The organism is Stutzerimonas kirkiae (assembly GCF_004327335.1).
Taxonomy (GTDB): domain Bacteria; phylum Pseudomonadota; class Gammaproteobacteria; order Pseudomonadales; family Pseudomonadaceae; genus Stutzerimonas; species Stutzerimonas kirkiae.
Genome location: NZ_QJUO01000001.1, coordinates 91,533 through 116,807, shown reverse-complemented (window position 1 = coordinate 116,807; position 25,275 = coordinate 91,533). Strand labels below are relative to the sequence as shown.

The following is a 25,275-nucleotide window of genomic DNA, read 5'->3' as shown; positions in this document are numbered from 1 at the left end:
TGGGCGTGACCCTACGGGAAAAGCCGCAGTGGCGGTTGCTCCAGCGCCGTGCGCTGCTGGCTGAGGATCTGCAACTGCCCGTGCCAATAGGCCTCGCTGCCGAACCAGGGGAAGTTCACCGGGAACGCCGGGTCATCCCAGCGCCTGGCCAGCCAGGCGCTGTAGTGCAACAGGCGCAAGGTCCGCAACCCCTCCAGCAAGGCCAGTTCGCGCAGGTCGAAGTCATTGAATTCGCGGTAGCCTTCCAGCAGCTCGGCCAGTTGCGTGGTTCGCTCGTGGCGCTCGCCGCACAGCATCATCCACAGGTCCTGGATGGCAGGCCCCATGCGGCAGTCGTCGAGGTCGACCAGGTACATCGCATCGTCGCGTACCAGGATATTGCCCGGATGGCAGTCGCCATGCAGGCGAATCGCCCGGTAGGGGGTGGCCGCGAACAGGGCATCGACCCGTGCCAGCAGGTCCTGGGCGACCGCCGTATAGTCCTTGAGCAATGCGCGGGGGATGAAGCCACCCTGCAGCAGGGTGGCCAGGGTGTCGTGGCCGAAAAGCCGCGGGTTCAGGGTTTCCCGGTGCTCGAACGGGTGGCTGGCGCCGACCGCGTGCAGGCGCCCGAGCAACTGCCCGAGGCGGTACATCTGTTCAGGGTCGTCGACCTCGGGCGCGCGACCGCCGCGGCGGGGAAACAGTGCGAAGCGGAAGCCGGCATGTTCGAACAGGCTGCGGCCATCATGCACCAGGGGCGCCACCAGCGGGATCTCGCGCTCCGCCAGTTCCTGGCTGAAATGGTGCTCTTCGAGGATCGCTGCATCGCTCCAGCGCTGCGGGCGGTAGAACTTGGCGATCAGTGGCGCCTCGCCTTCGATACCGACCTGGTAGACACGGTTTTCGTAGCTGTTGAGGGCCAGCACCCGGGCATCGCTGAGATAACCGAGGCTTTCCACTGCGTCGAGGACCAGGTCCGGACTGAGGGCGTCGAAAGGGTGGGACATGGTCTGGTTCCTGAAGAAGGCGTGCGACACGCTACAAGCTTCGGCCCACAAGTGAAAGCCTGGGAGCCATAAGCCCGGGGCGATCGCGGCGCAAAGCCTTCGATCGAAAGCGCTGGAGACTGGAAAGCTGGAGGTAGAAGCTCCGGCCCCGTGCCGGCCGTCCAGTCTCGAGCCTTCCAGCGCTGTTTGCGGCTTTTCGAGTGTGTACACCGTAGGAGCGGACTTGGCCGCGCAGCCCTTGTCGTCGACCCCATGCCGTTCGCGGGCAAGCCTGTTCTAGGGACTGGGGCGCTGCCCAGGGCTGGGCGTGCGCGCCAGGCAATAGACATCCACCCGGCCGGCGCCGTGGCGCTTGAGCAGGCGCGCCAGGGCCTGGGCGGTGGCGCCGGTGGTCAGCACGTCGTCGATCAGTGCCAGGTGTCCTTTTCGTATGCGGCTGTCGGGTGCCAGGGCGAAAGCGCCGAGCAGGTTGCGGCGGCGGGTGCGGGCATCCAGTTGCTGTTGCGGTGGCGTATCCCGGGTGCGCGACAGCAGGTCGTCGATGACGGGTATGCCCAGCGCCTGGCCCAGCCAGCGCGCCAGCATCTGCGCCTGGTTGAAGCCACGTTGGCGCAGGCGCCGACGTGATAGCGGCACCGGCAGCAGCGTTATCGGCCGGGGCAGGCCCGCCTGGTACTGCCGTCGCAGGTGCTCCGCCAGCAGCCCTGCCAGCAGCCGCCCCATGGGCCAGCGTGCCTGGTACTTGAAGCCGCTGACCAAGCCATCCAGCGGGAACTCGAACGACCAGGGCGCCACGACCCGGTCATAGGCCGGCGGACGTTTCAGGCACTGGCCGCAGACCAGCCCGGTGGCCGGCAGCGGCAGGGCGCAGACCGAACAACAGCCTTTCAGCCAGGGCAGGTCGCCCGCGCAGGCTGGACACACGCCCTCGGTATTGCCTGTGGCGCTGCCGCATAGCAGGCATTTGTGTTCAATAATTGTCCAGTTGTAAACCATTGCTCCATCCCTGGTTGACATGGGCGCCGGGCTTGTCGACCATTGCGCATCCGTGCCGGCTTTCTCGCTACTACAAAAGGAGCGCGCCCATGAGCGCCACAGCTTCCGATCTTCGCCATGACTGGAACCTCACCGAGGTTCGCGCGCTCTTCGAGCAACCCTTCAACGACCTGCTGTTCCTCGCGCAGACAGTACATCGCCGGCACTTCGATGCCAATCGCGTGCAGGTCTCCACCCTGTTGTCGATCAAGACCGGCGCCTGCCCGGAGGACTGCAAGTACTGCCCGCAGTCCGGCCACTACAACACCGGGCTGGACAAGCAGAAGCTGATGGAAGTGCAGAAGGTGCTGGAGGCCGCCGCCGAGGCCAGGGCCATCGGCTCGACGCGCTTCTGCATGGGCGCGGCCTGGAAGCATCCGTCGGCCAAGGACATGCCCTATGTGCTGAAAATGGTCGAAGGGGTCAAGGCGCTGGGGCTGGAAACCTGCATGACTCTCGGCCGCCTGACCCAGGAGCAGACCCAGGCGCTGGCCGACGCGGGGCTGGACTACTACAACCACAACCTCGACACCTCGCCGGAGTTCTACGGCAATATCATCACCACCCGCACCTATTCCGAACGCCTGCAGACCCTCGCTTATGTGCGCGAGGCCGGCATGAAGATCTGTTCCGGCGGCATCCTCGGCATGGGCGAGTCGCTGGACGACCGCGCCGGGCTGCTGATCCAGTTGGCCAACCTGCCGGAGCACCCGGAGTCGGTGCCGATCAACATGCTGGTCAAGGTCGAGGGCACGCCCCTGGCGGCCGAGGAAGATGTCGATCCCTTCGACTTCATCCGCATGCTGGCGGTGGCGCGCATCATGATGCCGAAGTCCCATGTGCGGCTGTCCGCCGGGCGCGAGCAGATGAACGAACAGATGCAGGCGCTGGCCTTCATGGCCGGCGCCAACTCGATCTTCTACGGCGAGAAGCTGCTGACCACCGGCAACCCGCAGGCGGACCGCGACATGGCGCTGTTCCGCCGCCTCGGCATCAAGCCGGAGAAGCGCCAGGACCACGCCGACGAAGTACACCAGGCCGCCATCGAGCAGGCGCTGATCGAACAGCGCGACTCGCGGCTTTTCTACAATGCGGCGTTGTAAAGCCGCTGAAGGCTAGGGGCTTGAGGCTGGACGATGTTGCCTTTTCGTCCAGCCTCAAGCGTCCAGCCGCTGTTATCGAGCTTTCCATGCTTTTCGATCTTTCCTCCCGCCTCGCCGAGCGCCGGGCCGCCGATCTCCATCGCCAGCGTCCGCTGCTGGAGAGCCCGCAAGGGCCTCTGGTGCGGGTCGATGGCGAAGCGTTGCTGGCCTTCTGTTCCAACGACTACCTGGGGCTGGCCAACCACCCGCAGGTGATCCAGGCCATGGCCGACGGCGCGCGGCGCTGGGGCGTCGGCGGCGGCGCCTCGCACCTGGTGATCGGTCATTCCACGCCGCACCACGAACTGGAGCTGGCTCTCGCCGAGTTCTGCGGGCGGCCTCGGGCGCTGCTGTTCTCAACTGGCTACATGGCCAACCTGGCCGCCGTCACCGCGCTGGTCGGGCAGGGCGATACGGTATTGCAGGACCGTCTCAACCACGCTTCGTTGCTGGATGCCGGGCTGCTGTCGGGGGCGCGCTTCGCCCGTTACCTGCACAACGATGCCGATAGCCTGGCTGCGCGCCTGGGCAAGGCCAGCGGCAATACCCTGGTGGTGACCGATGGCGTATTCAGCATGGACGGCGACCTGGCCGACCTGCCTGCACTGTGTGCCGCCGCCAGGGCGCATGGGGCCTGGGTGATGGTCGACGATGCGCACGGTTTCGGCACCCTGGGCGCCACGGGCGGCGGTATCGTCGAGCAGTTCGGCCTGTCCCTGGAGGACGTGCCGGTGCTGGTCGGCACCCTGGGCAAGGCGTTCGGCACGGGAGGCGCCTTCGTCGCCGGCAGCGAGGAACTGATCGAAACGCTGATCCAGTTCGCCCGGCCCTATATCTACACCACCAGCCAGTCGCCGGCCCTGGCCTGCGCCACCCTGGCGAGCCTGCGCCTGCTGCGCGAGGAAGGCTGGCGACGCGAGCATCTGCGTGTGCTGATCGAGCGTTTCCGCGAGGGGGCACAGCGTATCGGGCTGCCGTTGATGGACAGCCCGACGCCGATCCAGCCGCTTCTGGTCGGCAGCAGCGGGCGCGCCTTGCGCCTGGCGCAGTACCTGCGCCAGCGCGGCATCCTGGTCGGCGCCATCCGCCCGCCGACGGTGCCGCAGGGCACCGCGCGCTTGCGTGTGACCCTGAGTGCCGCGCATGAAGAGGCCCAGGTGGAACGGATGCTGGAAGCCCTGGCCGATGGCTGGGCGGCGCTGGGGGATGACGGCGATGACTGAAGTGCTGTCGCTGTTGCCGGGCTGGTCCTGCTCGCCTACCGCGTTGCAGCCCCTGGCCGATTGCCTGCGTCCGGCACTGGAGGTGCGGCTGGAGGCACTGCCGTTGTCGGCCAATCCGGCCAACTGGCTGGACGAGCTGGATGAGCGACTGCCACGCGGAGGCTGGCTGGGCGGCTGGTCCCTGGGTGGCATGCTGGCGGCGCAACTGGCGGCACGCCGGGGGGGCGATTGCCCTGGGCTGGTCACCGTCGCCAGCAATGCCTGCTTCAGCAGCCGTGAGGATTGGCCCGAGGCGATGCCTCTCGCGACATTCGAGGCCTTTCGTGAAAGCTTCCAGCAGGACCCGGCGGGCACCTTGAAGCGTTTTACCGTATTGTGCAGCCGCGGCGGTTCCGCGCCGCGGCAGAGCGCCCAGCGCCTGCAGGCGTTGCAGCATGGTTGGTCGCCCGAGGCGCTGGCGGCCGGCTTGTGCCTGCTGGCCGAACTCGATGGCCGCGATGCATTGCGCCAGTACGCGGGGCCGCAACTGCATCTGTTCGGCGCGGACGATGCGCTGGTCCCGCAAGGTGGCGCGGCAAGTCTGCAGGCCTTGCTGCCGCAAGCGCAGATCGAGATGATCGCGGCGGGGCATGCCTTGCCGCTGGAAACCCCGGAACTTCTGTCCGAGCGTATTCGCGCCTTTATCCTGGCCGAGACGAAGCGGCAACGGGCCCTGGGGGTACGGCCATGATGCCGGACAAGGGCGCGATAGCGGCCTCGTTCTCCCGTGCCGCCGCCAGCTACGATAGCGTGGCCGGCCTGCAGCGCGATATCGGCCATGCCCTGCTGGGAGAACTGCCCGCAACGACCAGTGCCGGGCGCTGGCTGGACCTGGGCTGTGGCACCGGCCACTTCTCCCGCGAGTTGGCCCGGCGCTGGCCGGCCGCCGAAGGCGTGGCGCTGGACCTGGCCGAAGGCATGCTGCGGCATGCCCGGCCACAGGGCGGAGCCGCTGCCTTTATCGCCGGCGATGCCGAAGCCCTGCCGCTGGCGGATGCCAGCTTCGACCTGCTGTTCTCCAGCCTGGCGCTGCAATGGTGCGGGGATTTCGCCCAGGTATTGCGTGAGGCGCGGCGAGTACTGCGCAGCGGCGGCCTGCTGGCGTTCAGCAGCCTGTGCGACGGTACCCTGGCGGAGTTGCGCGACAGTTGGCGCGAAGTCGATGGCCATGCCCATGTCAATCGCTTCCGCTCGCCGCAGGACTACCAGAGGCTTTGTGCGGGCAGCGACTTGCAGGTAGTGAGCCTGCACGTCAGCCCGCTGACCGTGCATTTCCCCGACCTGGCCAGCCTGACCCACGCGCTCAAGACGCTGGGCGCGCACAACCTCAATCCCGGGCGCCCCGGCGGCCTGACCGGGCGTGCGCGCCTGCGGGCGCTGGTCCGGGCCTACGAGCGCCTGCGCCAGCCCGAGGGCCTGCCAGCCACCTACCAGGTGATTTATGGAGTACTGCGCAAATGAGTGCCTTCTTCGTCACCGGCACCGACACCGATGCCGGCAAGACCAGCATCGCCTGCGCCTTGTTGCACAAGGCCCGCCATGCCGGCCTGACCACCGCCGCGGTCAAGCCGGTGGCTTCCGGTTGCACGCGGACCGCCGCCGGCCTGCGCAATGCCGATGCCCTGGCGTTGCAGGCCGAATGCAGCCTGGCGCTGCCCTATGCAAGGTTGAACCCCTTTGCCTTCGCGCCGGCCATCGCGCCGCACCTGGCCGCCGAGGAGGCGGGAGTGCGGCTGGACAGCGCCGGGCTGGCCGCGGCGGTGCGCCCGGTACTGGCGCTGGGCGCCGACTTTACCCTGGTGGAAGGCGCCGGCGGCTGGCGGGTGCCGCTCAATGCCGATGAAGATTTATCCGACCTGGCGATAGCGCTTGGCCTGCCGGTGATCCTGGTGGTCGGCGTGCGCCTGGGCTGCATCAACCATGCGTTGCTCAGCGCCGAGGCGATCCTCGCCGACGGCCTGCAACTGGCGGGCTGGGTGGCCAATGTCAGCGACCCGGATACCGCACGGCTGGAGCGGAATATCGAGACGCTGGTGGCGCGCCTGCCCGCGCCCTGCCTCGGACGGGTGCCCTGGTCGCAGCCGCCCGCCCCGGCCACACTGGCCGGTCACCTGGATCGGGCAGCGCTGACACAGGCTCTGAGCTTGAAGCTTGAAGCTTGAAGCTTGCAGCCCAAGTCATTATGGCTTTTACTTGTCGCAGGCCATGTTCCATTGGGCCATCGCGCAGTGCGCCGCGATTTCGTTTCCGGAGGTGATTCATGCAAATCAACAGCAGTCTTCTGAGCGCGGGCCTGAGTACCTATCAGAGCGGCCAGCAGCGTGTCGACGAAGCCGGTGCTGCCATCGCCTCCAACTCCCTGCCGGTAGCGGGCAACTCACAGGTACTCGCCGAACTGACCGAGCAACTGGTCGAACTGAAGGTCGGCGAGCATGCTGCACAGGTCGGCGCCCGTGTGATCCGCAGCGCCGACGAGGTGCTGGGTACGCTGATCGATACCCAGGCCTGAATTGCCACCGGCAGCCGTGCCGGGTTGCTGTCAGCAACCTGTTCAACTGCTCTCGAAGCGTTCCGATTTCCGTGACGACAGCGATTGCCCGATTTGCCGCAGGGTGCGCCGTGCGCACCGGGAATAACGGCCATGTCTTTCAACGCCTTTGCCAGGACCAATAGCGGGGAACGCGGCTACAGGCGGTCGGCCATACGCGGATTTCCACCTCTCCTCGCGGGCTACTGTATGCACACATCTTCGCCCCTCGGGATCAGCGTTCCTGGCATCCGCACAGCCACTCTCGGTGGCGCCTGCAAGAAACAGCCTGCGAAACTGAAAGTCCCGCGAATAATTCATTCGCCACGCATACGGCTCTTTCCATAGTCGCCACGGTAGTTCGCGACACCAGGAACGCCAGGACAAGGCGTAGATGTGTGCATACAGTAGCCCGCAAGGGGAGCTTGGCCCAAGCAGCGGCCTCTCCCCGCAAGCCGCACAAACAGGTTGAAAGGTATGGGAATAACGGCCCAGGTACGCACAGCGCACCCTGCATTCAGATCGACTTGCCCATTTTCGCCATCAGCTCGAGCATCCCCGGGTCATTCTGCAGGCGTTCACGCATCTGCTGATGCAGGGATTCGCTGCTGGCCTGGTCGAGGATCGTCGCCTGGTAGTGGGCCTCCAGTCCTTCTATGCCATTGCTGGCGAGCACTGCCTGGTAATGGCCACTGATTCGTTCGGCGTATTCGCTGCGTTCTTCCTGGGTGGCGGTGGCCGCTTGGGAGTAGCGTTCGGCGAACCCGCTGGCACTGGCACCGAGCTGGCCGGACAGCTCGAAACCGTAGTCCGCCATCCAGTCGGGGACCTGGTACATCTCCACGGGATATTCCCCGCTCGACGTGCTCGATGCTGCCGAGGCCTCGGCGCTGGCGGCCTGCCGGGCTGTGTCCGAAATGCTGACACGATCCGTATAAGCTCCTGTCCTGCCTTCCTCGGCCTGCCGGGTGGATTGTGCAGTATTCACACTGCTGAACGGGCGCGCATAAGTGGTATTCGTCGTCGGGTATGCGTTGCCGATATACATGGGTATCTTCCTTTCACTCTCGTTCCCCTGCTTCAGCAAGAAGCAGGCCACTGCGTGTGGGGGCTTTCCACTACCCGGTATGCGCCAGGGAAAGCCCAGGGCATCAGGCCTCGCAGGGTTCTGCTGCGAAGATGAATGGCCGCGAGAGGCGTCGCCAGCGGCAATCCCTTGCCGGGCGGCTGGCAAGGGGCGGCAACGCCATGGCTACGACCCTACTCGCTCAGCCCGGGTAGTCCTCCAGGGGCGCACAGCCACAGAGCAGATGGCGATCGCCATGGGCATTCTTCACTCGGTTTACCGCCGGCCAGTATGTGTGCGCTCGAATAAAGGCCGTCGGAATGACGGCCTCGGTGGTGAGCTCGATGAGGCCGCGTACCCCTTGTGGTGCTTACGACTTAGCCCGCCTCCGCAACAGACTCAACGATCCAGTGGGCTGAGTACTGCCAGGCCGCCACGATTGAGCACATGGGTGTAGATCATGGTCGTTTTGACGTCCGAGTGCCCCAGCAACTCCTGCACCGTGCGAATATCCTGCCCCGCCTCCAGCAGATGGGTAGCGAAGGAATGTCGTAGCGAATGAGGCGTCGCATGCTTGAGCAAACCGGCCCGCCGCGCCGCCTCGCGAACGGCGCGCTGGATCGTCTTCTCATGCAGGTGATGGCGAAAATCCCCTGGCCACGCGGGTCGCACGAACGATTGACTGAAGGAAAAACGAACTGCCAACCCCACTCCCTCGCCGCATTCGGGTACTTGCGCGCCAGCGCAAAGGGCAGATTGGCCTCGCCCAAGCCATCCACCAGATCCTCCCGATGCAGCCGCCGCACCATCTCCAGATGGGCTTGCAACGGCTCGACCACACGCGTTGGCAGCATCGTCACCCGATCCTTCTGCCCCTTGCCATCGCGCACCAGAATTTCCCGCCGGGCAAAATCCACATCCTTGGCCCGCAGCCGCGGCGCCTCCAGCAAACGCAGGCCCGAGCCATAAAGCAGATTGGCAACGAGCCGCTGCACACCCTGAATTCGCTCCAACAAAAGCGCCACCTCATCCTGGCTCAACACCACCGGCAAACGCTTGGGTTTCTTCGCCCGCACGACACCCTGCAGCCAGGGCAGATCCAGCTTGAGCACCTCCTTGTAGAGAAACAACAGTGCCGCCAGAGCCTGGTTCTGCGTCGAAGCGGACACATCGCGCTTGACCGCAAGATGGGTGAGAAAAGCCTCGATCTCCGCCGCCCCCATTTCGGCCGGATGCCTATAGAGGTGGAAGCGAATATAGCGTTTTGCCCATTCGGCATAGACAGTCTCGGTGCGGATGGAATAGTTTCTGACTCGAATCTGCTGGCGTAGTTGATCCAGCAGCTTGGGCTTGCCGTCATCCATGTCGCGTTTCTCCCTGAGTGCTGCCGCGTTTGTCGCGACAACCTCAAGCTAGACAAGGACTTGCAAGACGACAAGGAAGATTATGCGACAGGTGTCGTGTGGAAACGCGACACCTATGTCGTCTAATTAATAGTTAGATTCTTCGAGAGGCTTGATGGAACTATATGAAACTGGAAATGCAAACATCTGGTCGAGCTCCTATGTTCGCGAACAACTGCTGAAAGCACATCTCAATCCAGATTCTGATGCAGCGAGCCGTAAACCAAACACGATCAGAGCAACCGTTGACTGGGTTCTCGAGAATCAATCGGGTACAGGCTCTATCATTGATCTTGGGTGTGGCCCAGGTCTTTATGCTCAGGAGTTTGCTGCTCGCGGATGGTCGGCTGTTGGTGTGGATATCAACGAATCAGCGATCAACCACGCTATTGAATCAGGAAAATCAAAAGGACTGACTGTTCAGTATCTGCATCAGTCTTACCTCGACAAAATGGATGTAGGTGATTTTGATGTAGCAACCTGCATCTATTGTGATTTCGGTGCACTGACAAGCGAACAACAGAAAACGTTTCTCTTGAATGTCCATCAGTTACTTACCCCAAGTGGCGTGCTGGTATTTGATGTATTTGGCACAGGCATTTCGCAAACTAAAACGGCGGGGCGTTCTTGGGAAAGGGCAGGTGCCAATGGATTTTGGTCAAAGTCACCTTGTTACGTGTTGTCAGAGTGTCAGCATTTTAAAAAAGAGCAGGTTTGGGGGCAAAAATATATTGTCATTTCCGACTCGGGCGAATCATCCACCTATGTGCTATGGGATCACTATTTCACGGTTGAGAAGCTGGAGTCTTTGCTTTTGGAGGCTGGTTTTTCGGTGATTGAAACAAAATCAGACCTGGTTCAGGAAAGCGACTTTACTTCTGGTGACGTTTTATTTGTACGTGCCATAAAAATCTAACAATTCAAGCCGACGCCGCTTCGCGGCGCGGCTTAGCTCAGGCGTTAGGCCGCAGGTAATTTTCGATATGAACTCAAAGAAGCCACTTGTTGGTGTTGGCGTAATCATTCTGCGCAATGGGTTGGTTTTGCTTGGGCAGAGAATTGGATCGCATGGAGCTGGAACATGGGCACTTCCAGGCGGACATCTTGAATTTGGTGAAAGCGTCGCAGAGTGCGCTGCTCGTGAAGTCCGCGAGGAAACGCGGTTGGAGATACAGAATTCTGTACCTGCACCTTACACAAGTGACGTGATAGCTCCAGAGGGCAAGCATTACGTCACTTTGTTTGTCGTAGCTCAAAGCAACTCTGGTGATCCTGTGATCTGTGAGCCGGAGAAATGTCTCGGATGGCATTGGTTTCGTTGGTCGGAGCTGCCACATCCATTGTTTCAGCCTCTTGCAACACTTCATGCCACAGGGTTCGCACCAAGTGATGCGGCCTAACAATTCAACCTGACGCTACTTCACGGCGTGGCCTAACTCAGGTGTTAGGGATCTTGCTACTTAAATAAATTGATTGCGGAAGAAGACAATGAAGGCCCTTGCAGTAATAAATAAGACTTCAATCTTTATGCTGTTGACGGCCAGCGCTATATTTTGCGTTGGTGGAACGATTGCGATGGTCTTTGATGCGAGCTATTTACCTGTGGTGTTACTACTTTCGTTAGTCTTGGCAATATTAACTGTTCCACTCACTTTGGTCAGCTTAATGCAGGCTTATCGGGCAGAAGTCGTAAGTCTTGATTATGTTATTTTCTCAGTGCTTATTTCTTGTTTCTTAGTCGGTCTAGGTTGGTTCGTGATCCCATTTGTGCTGAATCGCGACGTAAAACAATACATCTATGAGGCTACTGCAAAAACCTAACTCTATAAGAGTTGGTTCAAATCGTTCGCTTCGCTCACTGGGGGGGACTAAAGTTCATTCCTTAACCAAGCGGCGTTAGGAGTAGCTCCGTGACTTGCTGGAAAAGAGCAGAATGGCGAAGTATTTGTATCCGGCATGACGCCATTGAACGGAAATATGGAAAGGGGAATTTTGATGGTGCGGGAGATAATATTGTTGCCGAGCCGAGGTCGTTGTCCGACTACCCAGAACAATGCCGTTGTCGATTTAATGAAGATTGTTCACGCGATAATCCATACTTTCACATGTTTATTTTTGAGGTTGAGGGGGCTGATAAACATTTTTTGTAACTCCTCGAAAAGATTATTGCTCTTGATCTTGTGGATGATTTTCCCCGCCAACCTTTGAAATACGCGCTTCTGGTAAATGGTTCGAATCACTTGCTCCACTCATTGTGGCGGGCTGAAGCCCCCTTAACCAAACGTTAGGAGTTACAATGGCAATCCTGCTAATTCTAAGTGGCCTTTTCTTGATGGTCGCAATACAAGTCGCCATATTTTGTATCGCAATCGTGAAGTCGCCTGGGAATGCGGTTTTATGTCTAATAGTGCCTTTCTTTGTATATGTCTATGCCAGGAAAGAGCCTCGTGCAAGACCATTCCTTTGGGCATGGTACACGGGCATAGGTCTTTTGACTGCTGGCGTTATAGCTTCAAGTTGAATTGCAATTTGTGGCCCCTGACAGGTGTTCAAATCGCTCGTTCCGCTTATGGACACAGGCCAAAGCCTGCACCTTGGATTATAGAGCTACAAGCAGTGGTGGGGCTGACGCAGCCAGCGGGCAATCCCTTGCGACTGGCTGGCATAGAACGGCAATAGCCGCTGCCTGACCGCTCCAGGTTCAGCCCCGATAATCCTCCAGCGCCGCACAACCACAGAACAGATGCCGGTCGCCATGGGCATTGTCCACCCGGTTCACCGCTGGCCAGTATTTGTGCGCGCGGGTGAAGGCGCTCGGGGTGATGGCCTCGGTGATGGAGTAGGGGCGCGTCCAGGGCGCGCTGATATCGGCCAGGGTGTGCGGAGCGTGCACCAGCGGGTTGTCGTCCGCTGGCCACTCGCCGCGTTCGACCCGGGCGATCTCCTCGCGGATGCCCAGCATCGCCTCGATGAAGCGCTCCAGTTCTTCCAGCGATTCGCTTTCGGTGGGCTCGATCATCAGGGTGCCGGGCACCGGGAAGGACATGGTCGGCGCATGGAAGCCGTAGTCGATCAGGCGCTTGGCCACGTCTTCCTCGTCGATGCCGCTGCTGGCCTTGAGCGGGCGCAGGTCGATGATGCATTCGTGGGCGACCCTTCCGGCGTTGCCGCTGTAGAGGATCGGGTAGGCAGCGCCCAGGCACCGGGCCAGGTAGTTGGCGTTGAGTACCGCGACTTCGGTGGCGGTGCGCAGTTGCGGGCCCATCATGGCGATATACATCCAACTGATCGGCAGGATGCCGGCGCTGCCCCAGGGCGCGGCGCTGACCGCGCCGTTACGCGGGTCCGGGCCTTGCAGTTCGACCACCGGGTGGTTGGCGACGAATGGCGCCAGATGCGCCTTGACGCCGATCGGCCCCATGCCCGGCCCGCCGCCGCCATGGGGGATGCAGAAGGTCTTGTGCAGGTTCATGTGCGAGACGTCCGCGCCGATGTCCGCCGGGCGCGCCAGGCCGACCAGCGCGTTGAGGTTGGCGCCGTCCATATAGACCTGCCCGCCGAGGGCGTGGATTTGCGCGCAGATTTCGCGGATGCCCGCTTCATAGACGCCGTGGGTCGAGGGGTAGGTGACCATCAGGCAGGCCAGGCGCTCGCCGGCCTGCTCGGCCTTGTGCGCCAGGTCGGCGCGGTCGATGTTGCCGGCGCGGTCGCAATCGACCACCACCACCCGCAGCCCAGCCATCTGCGCCGAGGCCGGGTTGGTGCCATGGGCGGAGGCCGGTATCAGGCAGATGTCGCGCTGCCCGTCGCCACGGCTGGCGTGGTAGGCGCGGATCGCCAGCAGCCCGGCGTATTCACCCTGGGCGCCCGAGTTGGGCTGCATGCTGATGCTGTCGAAGCCGCTGATGGCGCACAGCCAGCGTTGCAGTTCGTCGATCAGCAGGTGGTAGCCACGCGCCTGCTCGCTGGGGGCGAAGGGGTGCAGGTGGGCGAATTCCGGCCAGGTGATCGGCAGCATCTCGCCGCTGGCGTTGAGCTTCATGGTGCAGGAGCCCAGCGGGATCATCGCCTGGTCCAGCGCCAGGTCCTTGCTCGCCAGCCGCTTGAGGTAGCGCAGCATGCGGGTTTCACTGTGGTGGCGGTTGAACACCGGATGCTCGAGGAATGGGCTGCTGCGGCGCAGCGCCTCTGGAATGCCGAGGTCTTCGCAGGCGGCATCCAGGGCGGCGATATCCTGGCCGTGGTCGGCGCCGAGGAAGATCGCCAGCAACTGTTCGACGGTCTGTTCGTCGCTGGTTTCATCCAGGCTCAGGCCCAGTCGCCCGCGGCCGAGGATACGCAGGTTGATGCGGGCGGCATGGGCGCTGTCGAGGATCGCCGCCTGGGCGCCGCCGACCTCCAGGGTCAGGGTGTCGAAGAAGTGGCGGTTGAGGCGGCGAATACCGCCCTGTTCCAGGGCGTGGGCCAGGAGTGCGGTCAGCCGCTGCACGCGCCGGGCGATCCGTTGCAGGCCCTGGGGGCCGTGGTAGACGGCGTAGAAGCCGGCGATATTGGCCAGCAGCACCTGGGCGGTGCAGATGTTCGAGTTGGCCTTCTCGCGGCGGATATGCTGTTCGCGGGTCTGCAGCGCCATGCGCAGCGCCGGGTTGCCACGGGCATCCCGCGACACGCCGATCAGCCGCCCCGGCAGCGAGCGCTTGTAGGCCTCGCGGCAGGCGAAGTAGGCCGCATGCGGGCCGCCGTAGCCCAGCGGCACGCCGAAGCGCTGGCTGGAGCCGAGCACCACGTCGGCGCCCTGTTCGCCGGGCGGCGTCAGCAGCACCAGGGCCAGCAGGTCGGCGGCGACGCAGGCCAGCGCCTGGCGCGCATGCAGGGCCTCGATAGAGGGGCGCAGGTCGTGGATTTCGCCGTGGGTGTCCGGGTATTGCAGCAGCGCGCCGAATACATCCAGCCCTTCCAATTGCTCGAGCGGCCCGCAGACCAGCTCGAAACCGAAGCCCTCGGCGCGGGTGCGCAGCACCGAGATCGTCTGCGGGTGGCAGTTCTCGTCGACGAAGAAGCACCGGCTCGGGTTCTTCGCCACCCGACGCGCCAGGCTCATGGCTTCCGCCGCCGCCGTGGCCTCGTCCAGCAGCGAGGCGTTGGCCAGTTCCAGGCCGGTCAGGTCACAGGCCATCTGCTGGAAGTTGAGCAGGGCCTCCAGCCGCCCCTGCGCCAGTTCCGGCTGGTAGGGCGTGTAGGCGGTGTACCAGCCGGGGTTTTCCAGCACATTGCGCAGGATCACCGGCGGCGTGACGCTGCCGTGGTAGCCCATGCCGATCAGGCTGGTCCACACCTGGTTCTGCTCGGCGTAGCCGCGCAGGTGCCGCAGCGCGGCCTGTTCGTCCAGCGCCGGCGGCAGCTCCAGCGGCGCCTCCAGGCGTATCTCCGGCGGCAGCGCCTGCTCGATCAGCGCTTCGCGGCTGTCCAGCCCCAGCGCCGCCAGCATGACTTGCTGCTCGGTCTCGTCGGGGCCGATATGGCGCTGGAGAAAGGCTTCGGGCTGTTGCAGAAGGGCGGATCGAGACATGGAACGGCTCCTTTGGCGAGGGCTTCACTGCTTCAGTGTGGCGCAGGGTACGCGCTTGTCCATAGACCGGTCGCTGCCCGATGCGTGCGACAAAATGCCATGAAGGACGATTGCCATGGTGGTATAGGAAAATGGGAAAGATATGTATTATCCGCTTACATTTGATGGCATGTGGCTATCGCCCGCAGGGATGCATTGATGAACGAAGAGTCGGACTCCGCCGCCGTGGACAGCGGCCTGGCCTGCCTGGTCATGCTGGCGCGCTTCCATAACCTCGCCGCCTCGGCGCAACAACTGGCCCATGAGTACGGCCAGGCCGGGCGCCCGTTCGGCAAGTCCGAACTGCTGCTGGCGGCACGCCGGCTTGGGCTCAAGGCCAGGGCGGTACAGAGTGGCGTCGAGCGCCTCGGGCAGACGCCGCTGCCCGCCATCGCGGCGGATCGCCAGGGCGGCTTTTTCATCATCGCGCGCCTGGAGCAGGACAAGGCGTTGCTGCATGACCCCCGGCAGCAACGGCCGCAGGTGGTCAGCCTGCAGGCCCTGGGCGAGCGCTGGAACGGCGAGTTGCTGCTGCTGCGCTCCGAGGCCTCGCAGGCCGGAGATCTGCGGCGCTTCGACTTCACCTGGTTCATCCCGGCCATCGTCAAGTACCGCCGGCTGCTCGGCGAAGTGCTGCTGGTGTCCTTCGTGCTGCAGATCTTCGCGCTGCTGACGCCGCTGTTCTTCCAGGTAGTGATGGACAAGGTGCTGGTGCACCGGGGCCTGACCACGCTGGACGTGCTGGCGATCGGCCTGCTCGGCATCATGCTGTTCGAGACGCTGCTGTCGGGCCTGCGCAGTTATGTATTCGCCCATACCGCCAGCCGCATCGACGTGGAACTCGGCTCGCGGCTGTTCCGCCACCTGCTGTCGCTGCCGCTGGCCTACTTCCAGGCGCGGCGGGTCGGCGATTCGGTGGCGCGGGTGCGTGAGCTGGAAAACATCCGCAGCTTCCTCACGGGCAACGCCATCACACTGATCCTCGACGTACTCTTCTCGGTGGTGTTCATCGCCGTGATGTTCTTCTACAGCGGCTGGCTGACGCTGGTGGTGCTGCTGTCGCTGCCGCTGTATTTCGTCGTATCCCTGCTGATCACGCCGCTGCTGCGCGCGCGCCTGCAGGAGAGCTTCAACCGTGGCGCGGAGAACCAGGCCTTCCTGGTGGAAACGGTCAACGGCATCGACACCCTGAAGTCGATGGCGGTGGAGCCGCAGTCCGGGCGCAAATGGGACGACCAACTGGCCGGCTACGTCGCGGCCAGCTTCAAGACCCAGACCCTGTCCACCCTGGCCAGTGAGAGCGTCGGTTTCATCGGCAAGCTGGTGACGCTGGCCACCCTGTGGCTGGGCGCGCGGCTGGTGATCGAAGGGCACCTGACGGTGGGCCAGTTGATCGCCTTCAACATGCTCGCCGGGCGTGTCTCGCAACCCATCATGCGCCTGGCGCAGTTGTGGACCAACTTCCAGCAGACAGGTGTCTCGGTGCAGCGCCTGGGGGATATCCTCAATACCCGTGGCGAACTGGCCCAGGCCAGCCGCAGCGCCCTGCCACCGCTCAAGGGGCGGGTCGAATTCGACCAGGTGCACTTCCGCTACCGTGCAGATGGCTCGGAAGTGCTGCGCGGCATCAGCCTGACAGTCGAGGCCGGCGAGGTGATCGGTGTGGTCGGCCGCTCCGGCTCCGGCAAGAGTACCCTGACGCGCCTGCTGCAACGCCTCTACAGCCCGGAGCGCGGGCGCGTGCTGGTGGACGGCATGGACCTGGCGCTGGCAGATGTCAGCTCGCTGCGGCGGCAGATCGGCGTGGTGCTGCAGGACAACCTGCTGTTCAACCGCAGCATCCGTGAAAACATCGCCCTGGGCGACCCGGGCACGCCCATCGAGCAGGTCATCCAGGTCGCCCGGCTGGCCGGCGCCCACGATTTCATCCTGGAACTGCCGGAAGGCTACGACACCCTGGTCGGCGAGCACGGCTCGTCCCTGTCAGGCGGGCAGCGCCAGCGCATCGCCATCGCCCGGGCGCTGATCGGCAACCCGCGCATCCTGATCTTCGACGAGGCCACCAGCGCGCTGGACTACGAGTCCGAACGCATCGTCCAGCAGAACATGCGCGCCATCTGCCGGGGCCGCACGGTGATCGTCATCGCCCACCGCCTGTCCGCGGTCCGCGACGCCAACCGCATCATCGTCATGGACCGTGGGCAGATCGTCGAGCAGGGCAGCCATGCCGAACTGCTGGCCCACCAGGCCGGGCACTACTCGCGCCTGCACCGCCTGCAGCAAGGTGGTGCCGCATGAGCGCGCGCGGCGAATTGCTGGCGCGCTACCGGCGTGCCTGGCAGCAGGCCTGGCGCCACCGCAAGCGCCTGGATGCGCCGCGCCGCCTGGCCCACGAGGTGCACTTCATGCCCGCCGCGCTGGCCCTGCAGGAAGCGCCGGTGCATCCGGCGCCACGCTACGTGCAGTGGGCGATCATCGCCTTCGCCGTGCTGGCGCTGCTCTGGGCCTGCCTCGGCGAGATCGACGTGGTGGCCAGCGCCAGCGGCAAGGTGGTGCCCAACGGCAGGAGCAAGACCATCCAGCCCAGCGATGTCGCGGTGGTCAAGCATATCCATGTGCACGATGGGCAACAGGTGCGCGCCGGCGACCTGCTGGTCGAACTGGACGGGCAGATCACCGGTGCCGACGTGCAGCGCCTCGACAGCGACCTGCTGGCCGCCCATATCGACAGCGCCCGTGCCCGCGCCCTGCTCGACGCCATCCGGCACGGCGGCGAGCCGCCCAGCCTGGCGGCATCGATCCCGCAGGCCGGTGTCGAACAGCAGCGCGCCGCGCAGCAATGGGTCCAGGGCCAGTACCTGGAACTGCGCAGCAGCCTTGACCAGAGTGCGGCGGAGATCGAACAGCGCGCGGCGGAAATCCACTCGGTACGCACCAGCATCGCGGCGCTCGGGCAGACCCTGCCGATCACCCGCGAACTGGCTGCCGACTACAAGCGCCTGTACGACCGGCAATACATCGCCAAGCACGCCTACCTGGAAAAACACCAGGCCCAGCTCGACCAGGAGCGCGAGCTGGCCCTGCAGCAGGCCCGCCTGGGCGAACTGGAGGCCGCCCGCAAGGCCGCGCAAGGGCGCCACGACAACGTCCTGGCGCAAACCCGGCGCAGCATGCTCGACCTGCAGCACGAGGCCGAACAGCGCGCCGCGTCCCTGGTCCAGGAGTTGAAAAAGGCCCGGCAGCGCGACCACCTCACCCGGCTGACTGCACCGGTGGACGGCACCGTGCAGCAACTGGCCATCCACACCCACGGCGGCGTCGTCACCGAGGCCCAGCCACTGATGGTCATTGTCCCCAGCGACCAGCCGGTGGAAGTCGAGGCCCTGCTGGAGAACAAGGACATCGGCTTCGTCCGCCCCGGCCAGAGCGTCGAGGTCAAGGTCGAGACGTTCAACTTCACCAAATACGGCGTGATCCAGGGCCGCGTCCTGAGCATTTCCAACGATGCCATCGAGGACGAGCAACGCGGCCTGGTCTACAGCGCCCGCATCCAGCTCGACGACGACCATATCCGCGTCGGCGCCAACCGCGTCGCCCTCTCGCCAGGCATGGCCGTGCGCGCGGAAGTGAAGACCGACAAGCGCAAGGTCATCGACTATTTCCTGAGTCCGTTCAAGGCGTATGTGGATGAGAGTTTGGGGGAGCGGTGATTAATTATGCATCGCAAAGAGGAAATTGCAAGCGCTATATATGGTCAGCCACAAACGACGAACCAAACATCATGATAGTCAACACTACTTCCAAATGGAGAAAGCATGACCCGCAATAAGAAACTCTTACTCATATTTGTTTTTTTGTTTTCTTGGGGGGCAGGACTTCTATTGCTTGATGCGGCAAAGGAATATATAAAAAAGGAGTACACCTTATCAGAACAAAACCCTGCCCTGGAATACTTAAAAGAAATCGGGAAGACACCTCCTTCAATCAAGCAGCGAGATGCGCTAATTAAGTATGTCGCTGTGCTGAAAGGATTCGATGAACTATTTTTCAAATACAAAGTATGGCTTTCGATAGGGGTTCTGACTTTATATATCGCCTTGCTATTGTTATCTAGAGCGAGCTCCCAGCATGAGCAGAAGGAAAGAAATAATCGAAGACGATACGAGTAATTGAAAAATGGGCAGGTTCAGCGGGTAAAGCTCGCAAATAAATCCACTACCTTTTCTATGAACGGTTAATCTTTAATGGTCATTTAATTTGACTTGGAGTGAATATGTTTCGCAGGAAGAATCTGTTACTTCTGGGGTGCTGGTTTTTTTCTCTGGGGATAGGGCTGCTGCTACTTGATTTTGCAAATGATTATTTTGTTAGAGAATACCGGTTTTCAGACAAGAACCCGGCCAAGGAGTACATTCAAAAACTGGGGAAAGAGAGCCTCACCATAGAGCAACAAAATGCAGTCATAAAAGCCACCTCAGTTGCGAAAGGAATTGATGATTTCTTTTTGAGAATAAAAATAGGATTTTCATTTGTCTTGCTTACTGTGTTTTTAGGGATATTTACATTTGCTAGGAGACGCTAACATGAGTAAAAGGGGCGAAATAATTGAGTCAGATTTGATTAGCGCTCAGCGACTTGTTGACGCCAAGGCTTATTGGGCTAATGAAGCTATCAATAGCTTGCTTGGAGATAATAGTGGGAAGCCAAGCCCAATTGAAAATACTATGAATGATTTCAGGAGGGGGCAACTTGTAGACGCTCTAACTCCTGGAACCATAGATGATGCGTGGAAGGGCATAAATGAAAAATTGGCGCAAGAAGGATTATCACCTGTCAGTTTGGAGGAGCAGAGATATTGGAGGGAAAATTTACCAGACCCGGGGCCTTTGCCATCCGAACTGGAGTCAGCAGGAGGATTCATTGGCGGCGAGTTAGCCGAGGCACTTGCACAGCAAGCTAAAAAGCTTATTGATCTATTGGAGGGCGAAGCATTAAGGCAAGGGGTAAACGATATAGGTGGGTTCGCGGATGAACTTATTTCTGGTGTTAAGGACAGTTTTGAAGATGTCATGGATAAAGCTATCTCCCAAGGTAACGACCTGGAAGATTCTTATAGTAAAGCATTGGATGAGATTGGGGAGCTGATCGACAATGCATCCGATGCTTTAGGTGATTTTTGGGATGACTATATAGGAAAGCCTTTAGAGGTTTTAAAGGATAAGCTAAAGGATCTTTTCAAAAGAGCTGAGAGCGCTATAAGTCCATTGATACTGGATCTTGATGGAGATGGGGTGGAGACCCTCGCACTTGGCCAGAAAATCTATTTCGACCATGATGATAATGGCTTCAGCGAGAACACCGGGTGGGTCGGGAGAGACGATGGCCTGCTAGTCTGGGATCGCGATGGCGACGGAAAGATAACGAACGGAAAAGAGCTTTTTGGCAGCTATTCAGAGTTGCCAAATGGGAATGTCGCCAATCATGGCTTTTCAGCGCTTGTATCTTTGGACTCCAATAAAGATGACAAGATAGACTCCTCGGATGAGGCGTTTCATAAATTAAGAGTATGGAGGGATCTAAATAGCAATGCATCTGTAGACGAAGGAGAGCTGGTCAGTCTCGATGAGTTGGGAATCAAAAGCCTGAGCACCACATACTCGAACTCTAGTTTTATTGATGAAAATGGAAACCAACATCGCCTTGTCGGCTCGTATCAAACAGTGGATGGTCACATCCGTGAGATGACTGACGTTTGGTTTTCGACTGATGCTACCAACACCCAAAGCGTTGAAATCATCGAAATTGATGAAGATATTAAGGCACTACCAGACTTAGCCGGGTTTGGTAATGTACATAGCCTGCATCAGGCTATGGCGAGGGACGAATCAGGCGAGTTAAAAGATCTCGTCAAAAGATATCTGGCTGCTAGCGAACAAGATCGTGCAGGATTACTCGATATCTTGGTCTATACATGGGCGGGCGTGCAAGATTCAAGCGGTAGCTCATCTTATCTGGGAGACCTTAGAAAGGTCGCAGCGATAGAGAAATTTCTTGCTGACTCCTATAACGGGGGAACGGGGCCTAATGCTTTTTCCTTATTAAACCAAGCGTATGGTGCTTTGCTCACCTATGTCGAGCAAGGCTTGCTAGGTGGTTTTGCAAAGTCTCAATTGGATATTTCCTTTATCTGGTCTGAAGGATTGTCGAATGGGCGCCTAGATATTGAACGTCTACTAAATAGCGTCAAGGGCATCTTTGAAGTCTCCGAGCACCAGGCTAAGGATGTATTGGCTTTTCTGGAGGCCGCATTAAGTGGTAATTTTATTGCAACGTCAGCAGTGACTAGTATTGTTGCTGCAAGCGATCAAAAAGGCAGTGACTTTGAGCAACTTTTGGCTTTATTTGGGGAGATCGGTAGTTCTCAAATAGGTACTAGCAAGGGCGAAAGTATTGTAACTGGAGCCGTCTCTCGAATATACGGGCTAGGTGGTGATGACATAATTACTGGCGGTAGTGGTAATGAGTTTATCGACGGCGGCGCCGGTGACGACATCATCATCGACCAGGGTAGTGGTACCAACACCCTGCTGGGAGGGGAAGGCAACGACAGCATCACCTACAGCTACTCCGCCAACAACACCATCGACGGTGGTGAGGGTGACGACCGAATACAGATCGACAGTGCCCGGTATACCTATACCTCGCAGGTCAATACGATCTCGGGAGGGCGTGGTGACGATGTGATCGTGGCCGGTTATGGCAAGGACACCTACCTGTTCAGCCGAGGTGATGGTCAGGATTCGATTACCGATCAGGGCGGCACGGACAAGTTGGTGTTTGGTGAAGGGATTGCTCTGAGTGATCTGGTTGTCAGCCGTTCCGGAACCAACCTGCTGGTCGAGGTACTGGATTCAGCCAATCCGGAGTCTGTCGATCAGATCACCATCATCGGTTGGGACAATGCAGGCTACCGGATCGAGACTTTCGAACTGGCCGATGGCACGACAGTCTCGGCCCAGGAACTGACCAATCTGGCCATGACCGGCAGCGAAGCGAGTGAAACGCTGACCTTGTGGTCGGACGCCACATGGGCCGACGGCAAGGATGGCGATGACATCATCTATTCCGGCACCAATAACGCCACGGTATATGGCGGCGATGGCAATGACACCATCACCGACACCTACGGTAGCGACACCATCGACGGCGGCGCCGGCGACGACATCATCATCGACCAGGGTAGTGGTACCAACACCCTGCTGGGAGGAGAAGGCAACGACAGCATCACTTACAGCTATTACGCCAACAACACCATCGAAGGTGGTGAGGGTGACGACCGAATACAGATCGACAGTGCCCGGTATACCTATACCTCGCAGGTCAATACGATCTCGGGAGGGCGTGGTGACGATGTGATCGTGGCCGGTTATGGCAAGGACACCTACCTGTTCAGCCGAGGTGATGGTCAGGATTCGATTACCGATCAGGGCGGCACGGACAAGTTGGTGTTTGGTGAAGGGATTGCTCTGAGTGATCTGGTTGTCAGCCGTTCCGGAACCAACCTGCTGGTCGAGGTACTGGATTCAGCCAATCCGGAGTCTGTCGATCAGATCACCATCATCGGTTGGGACAATGCAGGCTACCGGATCGAAACCTTCGAGTTTGTCGATGGCACTGTTCTGACTGCCAAGGAAGTGGGTGATCTGTCCGTAACCGGAACGGAGGTCGCTGACAGAATCACCTTGTGGGCAGATAGTTCGTACGTCGATGGTAAGGCGGGTGATGACACCATCTACTCGGGTAATAACAACGCCATGGTCTATGGTGGTGACGGCAATGACACCATCACCGACACCTACGGTAGCGACACCATCGACGGCGGCGCCGGCGACGACATCATCATCGACCAGGGCAGCGGTACCAACACTCTGCTGGGAGGAGGAGGCAACGACAGCATCACTTACAGCTATTACGCCAACAACACCATCGAAGGTGGTGAGGGTGATGATCGTATTCAGGTTGATAGGACGTACTACGGCTCTTCCTACCAGAACACGATTTCTGGTGGCCGAGGTAACGATGTCATTGTCGCGGGCGATGCCCAGGACACTTATCTATTCAACCGGGGTGATGGTCAGGACTTGATCACCGACTACGGTGGTACGGACAAGTTGGTGTTTGGTGAAGGAATTACCCAGGAGGATTTGTTCGTCTCCCGCAAGGGCAATGATCTGATCATCAGAGTCAAGGATGCCTCGGGCAGTACCAACACCGATCAGCTCACGGTCAAGAACTGGTATTCCTCGGCCGGTTACCAGATCGAAAGTGTAGAGTTCTCCGATGGTCATAAATTGTTGGCTGGGCAACTGACAGAACTGGGTCACATTATTTATGGAACAGAAGAAGCCGATACGCTGGTTGGGTTTGATGCGGGCGTAACGATCACAGCAGGTGCTGGTGATGACACACTCGCCAGTATTGGCCGTGGCACCAACACCCTGCTGGGTGGAGAGGGTAACGACAGCATCACCTACAGCTACTACGCCGATAACACCATTGAAGGTGGTGAGGGTGATGATCGAATCCAGGTTGACTACACGCATAACAGCAGTTCAAACAAGAACACGATTTCTGGTGGTCGAGGTAACGACGTCATTGTCGCGGGCTATGCCCGGGACACTTATCTGTTCAACCGAGGCGATGGTCAGGACTCGATCACTGACTACGGTGGCACGGACAAGTTGGTGTTCGGCAATGGTATCAACAGCGATGACCTCTGGCTCCGTCGCGCTGGCAATAGCCTCGAAGTCAGCATTGTGGGGGCTGATGACAAAATTACCTTGGAGAACTGGTTCACTGGCAGCAGCTACCGTATCGAGCAGATCGCTGCCGCCGATGGCCGCACCCTGCTCGACAGCCAGGTCCAGGTGCTGGTCGATGCCATGGCGGCGTTTGCCGTTCCCGCCAGTGGGGAGTCGGCCATGACGCCTGACCAGCGAGCGCAGCTCGATGTGGTGATTGCCGCCAACTGGCAGTGAGGGGAGGAAAGACAGAAGGCCGGCGATATGCCGGCCTTCTGTCTTGTTCGTGGGCATGCCGCGAATGGGGTCGATCAGGTTGTGTTCCGTTCGGTCGTGGAGGCGTGGCGGGCCTTACTCATCGAACTCGACGAAGTCCGCTTTACGGATCATCGCGTTGATGCCTTTGGTACGGTCGACGACCTGTGAGATCTGGAAGTCGGTCGCGGCGCTCAGGTAGGCGTAGGCTAGGGCTTCGTCGATGCGCGAGGTCATCCGCCATGGCGACAACGGCTGGCTGGTGGATTTCTTCGATGGCGAGGCGCTGGTGGAGCGCACGCTGGGTTCGCAGCAAGGTATCGAATTACGTGAAAGAGCCCGGCGTGGCGCCCAAGACTATTCCATCGCAAAGGGGATTCAGGGGTATTTGCAGGAAGTCGAGCGGTTGTTGGGGGGGGCGGGTCGTGTCATCTGAAATCTCCAGAGTCGTGGAGGCGTTCTGATGTGTTCGATTCAGCCAGGGCTGAGCCCCGTGTATTTCCAGCGGACTATCTCCTCCTCTGTAAAGCAACGTCGCTCTGTCTCCGTGGATGTTGGCGTTAATGGAGGTAAGAGCCGGCAAACGCAAAGCCGTTCATTATTTCTGATGCGGACAAGGAGATGTTTGGATAAATATTCGGGTTTCTGGGGTTTTATTGGTTTTTATTCTGAGGGTTTATATGCTGCGAAAATTGATTGAGGCTTTTGTAGGTTTCTCTGGATTTAGTTTGGCCGCTAGGGCGGCTTGGGTATCTTTTGTATTAGGTGTTGTTATGTATGGCTTGAGCTTTTTTGGTCATGACGTGGAGCAAAATTATACTGTTCACAAAGATGTTGGAGTGGTGGAGAGGGTAAGTCTTGGGTCGTCTTCTGGATATATTTTATATGTTTCTGGAGAATCTTCTGGGTTGATTGGTTTATATGTGAGGAAGGGAGCCTTGGCCATCGAGGGAGGAAAGAAATCTATCGTTGGAAGGAGGATTTCCTTTGAGTACTATCGTAAGAATTTGCTTGATTGTAGTGTGGGTGGGGTTTTTCTATGCGAGAGAAAGTGCCAAACACCTAGGGACTGTGAGTTAAAAATGATGCAAGGTAGTCGAGATGTATTTCGAGTCATGGCGGCCACGCTGTGGGGCGTTTTTGCTTTGTGCTTGGGATGCATTTTTCTTGGTTTAAGGAGGAATTAA

At 60.1% G+C, this 25,275-nt stretch carries 21 protein-coding genes and 1 pseudogene; 16 read left to right on the top strand and 6 right to left on the bottom strand.

The window, feature by feature from the left end:
* Window positions 1–11: 11 nt before the first annotated feature.
* Together DNJ95_RS00470 and DNJ95_RS00465 are read right to left on the bottom strand one after the other, a co-directional pair.
* Window positions 12–989, bottom strand: coding sequence for a serine/threonine protein kinase (locus DNJ95_RS00470; RefSeq protein ID WP_131182762.1), 978 nt, complete (start codon window positions 987–989; stop codon window positions 12–14).
* Window positions 990–1,265: 276 nt separating this feature from the next.
* Window positions 1,266–1,985 carry a ComF family protein gene (locus tag DNJ95_RS00465; RefSeq protein ID WP_131182761.1) on the bottom strand — a complete coding sequence of 240 codons (720 nt, stop codon included), beginning with the start codon at window positions 1,983–1,985 and terminating at the stop codon, window positions 1,266–1,268.
* A gap of 89 nt (window positions 1,986–2,074) precedes the next feature.
* On the opposite strand from DNJ95_RS00465, the gene bioB reads away from it, so the two are divergent.
* The 6 genes from bioB to DNJ95_RS00435 all read left to right on the top strand — a co-directional run bounded on the left by bioB (window position 2,075) and on the right by DNJ95_RS00435 (window position 6,937).
* Entirely contained in the window at window positions 2,075–3,127 is a 1,053-nt protein-coding gene (gene bioB / locus DNJ95_RS00460; protein WP_131182760.1) for a biotin synthase BioB, read from the top strand.
* An 86-nt stretch (window positions 3,128–3,213) separates the two neighbouring features.
* Window positions 3,214–4,389 carry an 8-amino-7-oxononanoate synthase gene (gene bioF / locus DNJ95_RS00455; RefSeq protein ID WP_131182759.1) on the top strand — a complete coding sequence of 392 codons (1,176 nt, stop codon included), beginning with the start codon at window positions 3,214–3,216 and terminating at the stop codon, window positions 4,387–4,389.
* Entirely contained in the window at window positions 4,382–5,119 is a 738-nt protein-coding gene (locus tag DNJ95_RS00450) for an alpha/beta fold hydrolase (protein ID WP_131182758.1), read from the top strand. The genes bioF and DNJ95_RS00450 overlap by 8 nt, the downstream gene beginning before the upstream one ends.
* Window positions 5,116–5,889 (top strand): malonyl-ACP O-methyltransferase BioC, encoded by a 774-nt coding sequence (bioC, locus tag DNJ95_RS00445; protein WP_131182757.1) that lies wholly within the window; start codon window positions 5,116–5,118, stop codon window positions 5,887–5,889. Before DNJ95_RS00450 ends, bioC begins: the two co-directional genes overlap by 4 nt.
* Window positions 5,886–6,590, top strand: coding sequence for a dethiobiotin synthase (bioD, locus tag DNJ95_RS00440; protein WP_131182756.1), 705 nt, complete (start codon window positions 5,886–5,888; stop codon window positions 6,588–6,590). The genes bioC and bioD overlap by 4 nt, the downstream gene beginning before the upstream one ends.
* 98 nt (window positions 6,591–6,688) lie before the next feature.
* Entirely contained in the window at window positions 6,689–6,937 is a 249-nt protein-coding gene (locus tag DNJ95_RS00435) for a hypothetical protein (RefSeq protein ID WP_131182755.1), read from the top strand.
* Between the two features lie 535 nt (window positions 6,938–7,472).
* Here the strand turns inward: DNJ95_RS00435 and DNJ95_RS00430 are convergent.
* Together DNJ95_RS00430 and DNJ95_RS00425 are read right to left on the bottom strand one after the other, a co-directional pair.
* Window positions 7,473–8,003 carry a hypothetical protein gene (locus DNJ95_RS00430; protein ID WP_131182754.1) on the bottom strand — a complete coding sequence of 177 codons (531 nt, stop codon included), beginning with the start codon at window positions 8,001–8,003 and terminating at the stop codon, window positions 7,473–7,475.
* Between the two features lie 417 nt (window positions 8,004–8,420).
* Window positions 8,421–9,385: pseudogene (locus DNJ95_RS00425) on the bottom strand (integron integrase).
* A 154-nt stretch (window positions 9,386–9,539) separates the two neighbouring features.
* Between DNJ95_RS00425 and DNJ95_RS00420 the strand changes: the two are divergent.
* From DNJ95_RS00420 to DNJ95_RS00410, 3 genes are all read left to right on the top strand, one after another.
* Window positions 9,540–10,340, top strand: a complete 801-nt coding sequence (locus tag DNJ95_RS00420) for a class I SAM-dependent methyltransferase (protein WP_131182753.1) — start codon at window positions 9,540–9,542, stop codon at window positions 10,338–10,340.
* Window positions 10,341–10,407: 67 nt separating this feature from the next.
* Window positions 10,408–10,824 carry a nucleotide triphosphate diphosphatase NUDT15 gene (locus DNJ95_RS00415; protein WP_131182752.1) on the top strand — a complete coding sequence of 139 codons (417 nt, stop codon included), beginning with the start codon at window positions 10,408–10,410 and terminating at the stop codon, window positions 10,822–10,824.
* A gap of 88 nt (window positions 10,825–10,912) precedes the next feature.
* The gene (locus DNJ95_RS00410; RefSeq protein ID WP_131182751.1) at window positions 10,913–11,245 is read left to right on the top strand and encodes a hypothetical protein; all 333 of its coding nucleotides are present in this window, start codon (window positions 10,913–10,915) and stop codon (window positions 11,243–11,245) included.
* Window positions 11,246–12,125: 880 nt separating this feature from the next.
* Here the strand turns inward: DNJ95_RS00410 and gcvP are convergent.
* A complete protein-coding gene (gcvP, locus tag DNJ95_RS00400; RefSeq protein WP_131182749.1) occupies window positions 12,126–14,993 on the bottom strand; it encodes an aminomethyl-transferring glycine dehydrogenase in 2,868 nt (955 codons plus the stop codon).
* A 198-nt stretch (window positions 14,994–15,191) separates the two neighbouring features.
* On the opposite strand from gcvP, the gene DNJ95_RS00395 reads away from it, so the two are divergent.
* The 5 genes from DNJ95_RS00395 (at window position 15,192) to DNJ95_RS00375 (ending at window position 24,070) form a co-directional block, all read left to right on the top strand.
* The gene (locus tag DNJ95_RS00395; RefSeq protein ID WP_131182748.1) at window positions 15,192–17,330 is read left to right on the top strand and encodes a type I secretion system permease/ATPase; all 2,139 of its coding nucleotides are present in this window, start codon (window positions 15,192–15,194) and stop codon (window positions 17,328–17,330) included.
* Window positions 17,327–18,742: an HlyD family type I secretion periplasmic adaptor subunit gene (locus tag DNJ95_RS00390; RefSeq protein WP_131182747.1), complete on the top strand. Its 1,416-nt coding sequence runs from the start codon at window positions 17,327–17,329 to the stop codon at window positions 18,740–18,742. The genes DNJ95_RS00395 and DNJ95_RS00390 overlap by 4 nt, the downstream gene beginning before the upstream one ends.
* A gap of 105 nt (window positions 18,743–18,847) precedes the next feature.
* Window positions 18,848–19,201 (top strand): hypothetical protein, encoded by a 354-nt coding sequence (locus DNJ95_RS00385; RefSeq protein WP_131182746.1) that lies wholly within the window; start codon window positions 18,848–18,850, stop codon window positions 19,199–19,201.
* A gap of 104 nt (window positions 19,202–19,305) precedes the next feature.
* Window positions 19,306–19,614 carry a hypothetical protein gene (locus tag DNJ95_RS00380; protein ID WP_131182745.1) on the top strand — a complete coding sequence of 103 codons (309 nt, stop codon included), beginning with the start codon at window positions 19,306–19,308 and terminating at the stop codon, window positions 19,612–19,614.
* 1 nt (window position 19,615) lies between these two features.
* Complete coding sequence (locus tag DNJ95_RS00375; protein ID WP_131182744.1) at window positions 19,616–24,070, top strand: calcium-binding protein; 4,455 nt, start codon at window positions 19,616–19,618, stop codon at window positions 24,068–24,070.
* Window positions 24,071–24,184: 114 nt separating this feature from the next.
* Here DNJ95_RS00375 and DNJ95_RS00370 read toward each other — a convergent pair whose 3' ends face one another.
* Window positions 24,185–24,325: a hypothetical protein gene (locus tag DNJ95_RS00370; RefSeq protein WP_242671868.1), complete on the bottom strand. Its 141-nt coding sequence runs from the start codon at window positions 24,323–24,325 to the stop codon at window positions 24,185–24,187.
* Here DNJ95_RS00370 and DNJ95_RS00365 point away from each other — a divergent pair.
* Window positions 24,312–24,524 (top strand): hypothetical protein, encoded by a 213-nt coding sequence (locus DNJ95_RS00365; RefSeq protein ID WP_131182743.1) that lies wholly within the window; start codon window positions 24,312–24,314, stop codon window positions 24,522–24,524. The genes DNJ95_RS00370 and DNJ95_RS00365 overlap by 14 nt on opposite strands.
* A 244-nt stretch (window positions 24,525–24,768) precedes the next feature.
* Entirely contained in the window at window positions 24,769–25,275 is a 507-nt protein-coding gene (locus DNJ95_RS00360; RefSeq protein WP_131182742.1) for a hypothetical protein, read from the top strand.

Bases quoted from the DNA above. Each gene is read 5' to 3' on its own strand.
- DNJ95_RS00470 (WP_131182762.1), bottom strand. From the start codon at position 989: ATGTCCCACCCTTTCGACGCCCTCAGTCCGGACCTGGTCCTCGACGCA.
- DNJ95_RS00465 (WP_131182761.1), bottom strand. From the start codon at position 1,985: ATGGTTTACAACTGGACAATTATTGAACACAAATGCCTGCTATGCGGC.
- bioB (WP_131182760.1), top strand. From the start codon at position 2,075: ATGAGCGCCACAGCTTCCGATCTTCGCCATGACTGGAACCTCACCGAG.
- bioF (WP_131182759.1), top strand. From the start codon at position 3,214: ATGCTTTTCGATCTTTCCTCCCGCCTCGCCGAGCGCCGGGCCGCCGAT.
- DNJ95_RS00450 (WP_131182758.1), top strand. From the start codon at position 4,382: ATGACTGAAGTGCTGTCGCTGTTGCCGGGCTGGTCCTGCTCGCCTACC.
- bioC (WP_131182757.1), top strand. From the start codon at position 5,116: ATGATGCCGGACAAGGGCGCGATAGCGGCCTCGTTCTCCCGTGCCGCC.
- bioD (WP_131182756.1), top strand. From the start codon at position 5,886: ATGAGTGCCTTCTTCGTCACCGGCACCGACACCGATGCCGGCAAGACC.
- DNJ95_RS00435 (WP_131182755.1), top strand. From the start codon at position 6,689: ATGCAAATCAACAGCAGTCTTCTGAGCGCGGGCCTGAGTACCTATCAG.
- DNJ95_RS00430 (WP_131182754.1), bottom strand. From the start codon at position 8,003: ATGTATATCGGCAACGCATACCCGACGACGAATACCACTTATGCGCGC.
- DNJ95_RS00420 (WP_131182753.1), top strand. From the start codon at position 9,540: ATGGAACTATATGAAACTGGAAATGCAAACATCTGGTCGAGCTCCTAT.
- DNJ95_RS00415 (WP_131182752.1), top strand. From the start codon at position 10,408: ATGAACTCAAAGAAGCCACTTGTTGGTGTTGGCGTAATCATTCTGCGC.
- DNJ95_RS00410 (WP_131182751.1), top strand. From the start codon at position 10,913: ATGAAGGCCCTTGCAGTAATAAATAAGACTTCAATCTTTATGCTGTTG.
- gcvP (WP_131182749.1), bottom strand. From the start codon at position 14,993: ATGTCTCGATCCGCCCTTCTGCAACAGCCCGAAGCCTTTCTCCAGCGC.
- DNJ95_RS00395 (WP_131182748.1), top strand. From the start codon at position 15,192: ATGAACGAAGAGTCGGACTCCGCCGCCGTGGACAGCGGCCTGGCCTGC.
- DNJ95_RS00390 (WP_131182747.1), top strand. From the start codon at position 17,327: ATGAGCGCGCGCGGCGAATTGCTGGCGCGCTACCGGCGTGCCTGGCAG.
- DNJ95_RS00385 (WP_131182746.1), top strand. From the start codon at position 18,848: ATGACCCGCAATAAGAAACTCTTACTCATATTTGTTTTTTTGTTTTCT.
- DNJ95_RS00380 (WP_131182745.1), top strand. From the start codon at position 19,306: ATGTTTCGCAGGAAGAATCTGTTACTTCTGGGGTGCTGGTTTTTTTCT.
- DNJ95_RS00375 (WP_131182744.1), top strand. From the start codon at position 19,616: ATGAGTAAAAGGGGCGAAATAATTGAGTCAGATTTGATTAGCGCTCAG.
- DNJ95_RS00365 (WP_131182743.1), top strand. From the start codon at position 24,312: ATGCGCGAGGTCATCCGCCATGGCGACAACGGCTGGCTGGTGGATTTC.
- DNJ95_RS00370 (WP_242671868.1), bottom strand. From the start codon at position 24,325: ATGACCTCGCGCATCGACGAAGCCCTAGCCTACGCCTACCTGAGCGCC.
- DNJ95_RS00360 (WP_131182742.1), top strand. From the start codon at position 24,769: ATGCTGCGAAAATTGATTGAGGCTTTTGTAGGTTTCTCTGGATTTAGT.